General features: G+C 47.9%; 1 protein-coding gene. It reads right to left on the bottom strand.

Features of this window, described 5'->3' with window-relative positions:
• Positions 1-562 precede the first annotated feature (562 nt).
• Positions 563-2,404, bottom strand: a complete 1,842-nt coding sequence (gene htpG / locus ABGY95_RS12330) for a molecular chaperone HtpG (RefSeq protein WP_347441984.1) — start codon at positions 2,402-2,404, stop codon at positions 563-565.
• Between the last annotated feature and the right edge of the window lie 1,489 nt (positions 2,405-3,893).

Genomic DNA, 3,893 nt, shown 5'->3' with positions numbered 1-3,893 from the left:
CATCGCACCCTTTACGGGTGCGCGGATTGAAACCCCACCTCCTCCGCAAAGCTAGTTTGCAGAGCTATCGCACCCTTTACGGGTGCGCGGATTGAAACATAATAAAGATAAAACTACATGATCATTCCATAGCCCCTACTGAACTGCCAGCTTCTTTCATTTATTCTAGTGTCGCCATGATTCAGCACTCATTAGTCTGCCCGAGAGAACGCTAAAGCATTGTTGTATCCGGTAGATTCAACACTCAAATTATTTCTACTGTGAGTGATAGGAAACAACGCCACAGAATCATATAAATATTTAAATATCAAGGGTTCGACTAAATATGAAGACTGTTTTGGTATATGCCTATTCACGGACCTTAGCACCTTTTCAAAGGTGTTTCTCCCGATCAAAAATCCATCGAATCGGTTCATAAATTCAGCAAAGCCGAAATCCTATCTATTAGGTTTTGACATGGAACCTAACCACTCCCCTTGTTGTATCGATTAGCCGAGTACAAAAAAAGCGGCCACCGCTCTGTGTGAGCAATGGCCGCGTTGAATTATATTAGCCGCACTAGCTACTTAGCTACACGAGCGAGCAAGTCGTTCATGCGAGAAACCATTTCCTGTGGATTCTCGAGAAGACCGGCAGCGAGGAGAGCGTTGTCTGTGAGCTGCTGAGCCACTAAGCCAGCGAGGTCATCGTCCTTAGCCTGAAGGCTAGACAGGTTCTTGATGACCTCAGAGCGTGGGTTGATTTCTAGAGTTACCTTTGGAGTCGGAACTTCTTGGCCCATTGCTTTCATCATAGCCATCATCTGTGCGTTTGGCGCCTCCTTTGGTGCTAGTGCTGCGATCGGGCTGTCCACGAGGCGCTTGCCAGCTTCTACCTTCTCCACACGCTCACCGAGTGTGTCCTGCATCCAGCCTGTGAGAGCTGTTAGCGAGCTAGGGTCGAGAGCTTCACCTTCTGACTCGAGATCATCGAGCTCGATGTCTGCACGGTCAGCTGGGACGAGCTTTTTGCCTTTGAACTCAGGCATGGAGTCGAGCACGTACTGGTCGACTTGATCAGTGAAGAGAGCCACTTCGATTCCACGTGCCTTGAATGCTTCGAGGTACGGTCCCTTTGTGAGGATATCACGGGATGCACCGGTGAGGAAATAGATCACTTCTTGGTCGTCTGATGCACGCTCGATGTACTCAGCGAAGCTTGTCTGCTTGCCATCTTCAGTGGAGGTTGACTCGAAGCGGATCAAGCCAGCGAGTTGCTCTTGATGCTCGAAGCTCGTTGCGATTCCTTCTTTGAGGAATCGGCTAAACTTACCATAGAACTCGAGGTACTTCTCTTCGTCCTTCTTCGCTTCACCAGCCAGGAATTTGAGGAAGCGCTTTGTGATGAGCTTGTTAAGCTTCTGTATAAGCGCTGAGTCCTGCATTGTCTCACGTGAGATGTTAAGCGGGAGGTCAGCTGAGTCGATCACACCGCGGAGGAAGCGCAACCACTCAGGAAGTAACTTCTGAGGCTTCGCGTCGATGAGGACCTTGCGGCAGTAGAGAGACACGCCCGCTTCCATCTGGCCCATTCCAAATTGCTCTTGGTTCTCACCTGGTACGAAAAGAAGCGCATTGATTGCGAGTGGCGCATCCGCGCTGAAGTGCATAGTGTACTTCGGCTCGTCGTAAGCGTGACCGATGAACTTGTAAAACTCGTTGTATTCTTCAGTAGAAACTTCGCTCTTAGATTTCAGCCAGAGAGCTTCTACCTTGTTGACCCGCTCGCCGTTGAGTTCGATCGGGAAAGTCACGAAGTTAGAATACTTCTCAAGGATCTCCTTCACGCGATCCGCTTTCGCAAATTCCTCTTTACCTTCTTTGAGCTTCATCACCATTTTACAACCGCGCGCTTGCTCGTCGACTTCCTCTATACTGTAGCCAGTGGATCCATCAGATGTCCACTTGAGGTTCTCAGCCTCTGGGTCCCAAGAGTGCGTGGAAACTTCCACTTCATCAGCCGCCATGAATGCAGAGTAGAAACCAACACCAAACTGACCTATGACGTCAGCATTGCCGTCGCCCTTTTCCTTGAGCTGCTCGAGGAATGCTTTGGTACCGGAGTGCGCGATAGTTCCAAGGTTCTCCGTGAGTTCGTCACGGTTCATTCCGATACCGGAATCTTGGATGGTGAGCGTGTTGTTCTCTTCATCCGTCGTAATAGAGATCTTGAGCTCTGCGTCTGCTTGGTACACTGAGTTCTCAGTGAGTTGCTTTAGACGCGCTTTTTCGAGAGCGTCAGATGCGTTAGAGACCAACTCGCGGACGAAGATCTCGCTGTCGGTATAGAGTGAGTGGATAACGATGTCTAGGAGCTGTTTTACTTCAGCTTGGAACCCGTGTTGTTGAACTTCTTTTGTTGCCATAATTTGTGCGGGTAACCTAGTCAAAAAAAATCTATATGCAAGCCCGATTTCAGCCTGTAAGGCTGCATTATCTCTCCAACATTATGGACGCTAAAGTTCCCCAATTCATTCTCGTACAAATTGACAAAATAAAGGGTCTAAACTGCTGAGGCCCAGCACAAATCTGGGGTAAAGTGCGGCTTAACGTGTGTGGCCAGGGAATCCCCCACAACCCTAGACAACGGCCGCAAAGTTCCTCTTGGTGAAAACCTAACCGACCACATGCTCCGCGGCCAATGTGCCTAGCCGAGCGCACTCCAGAGTGGTCGGCCTAGTCTGAGAAAGAATCAATGATTTGAACCTTCGATTTGACGTGGTGCTTGCTCCAGAAATGCGCTCTTTTTCAGCTTTCGGATCTACCTTCCCAGTGTCCTCTGAGCATAATAGCCGACAAACAACATGGTATTATTTGGGTTATCTATCTCATAGATAGCCTATTGAACAATGCGGTCTACCTAACACATACCAGAGGCTAAAATGATGATTGTTTATGTATAGCAGGAATTGAGTTCCTTCGAACTGGCGGCCGAACAGGCCAAGGTCACCCCCTCGAGAGCGAATGGGTCAAGCTTCTCAAAAAGGACATTGTAGATCTCGTGATTGAATCATTCGGTTGGGATCTAAACTCCTTAATTGTATTAACCGCGTAGGCACTATCCACATAGACCGGAACATCTGAAATGCATCCTTCTTCAAAAGTTGGTTTAGCGCATAAAGCACTTGCTGCGGTCTCTCGACTGCAAAGAATGCAGAGAATGCTACAGGATCCTTGCATTTCCTCTCCAGAGCACGGCGCAAAACCTCTGTAATTTTATTATATGCTTGAGCATCCTAGTACTCGTTACGTCGCCTATAGCTGCTTTCAATGAGCTGACAACAAGATCGACATACTTGCTGCCACGAGATCACCTAAAATACCATCATTTCTATGTCCAATATCACCAGAGAGGAGGAAGCGTTTAGCCTCACCATGATCTTAGCCCTCGACCTCAAGAATCACCTTAGCCATACTTAGAATGTGAATCCGTCGGTTAAATGCAAGGTTACGCTGGTACTATCTAAATTGGTCTATTGTGCCGACATGGAAGGATGGCCGAAGGCACCACTCTGCAACCCTTTTTTTATTCAATGGCTCAAAAGGGCTTCCTGATACTCGTGACGCCTGTTGCTCAACTAAAAAGAAGTCTCACATCCACAGCTACATATGCATTATATTACTATCAATAAACATTATCTAACAAAGATCTTGGGTGGTAAAGGCGCGTAATCCTTACCCCAAAAATCGCTCCGTGTCAGGTGACAGCTCCAGAATGTCGATACTCGCTGAATCAAAGTGCAGGGAATTCTTGTTTGCTGTCAAATGCGTAGTGCCGGCGCCCTTGATAAAGACCGCAGTCGAGCAATATCTGATTCCTATTTACCACCAATAGGTGTTTTGACCATGTCGTTG

The organism is Rubritalea sp. (genome assembly GCF_039830215.1).
Taxonomy (GTDB): Bacteria; Verrucomicrobiota; Verrucomicrobiia; order Verrucomicrobiales; family Akkermansiaceae; genus Rubritalea.
Note: the sequence above shows the minus strand (reverse complement) of the source record. Positions and strands in the feature narration are given on the sequence as shown.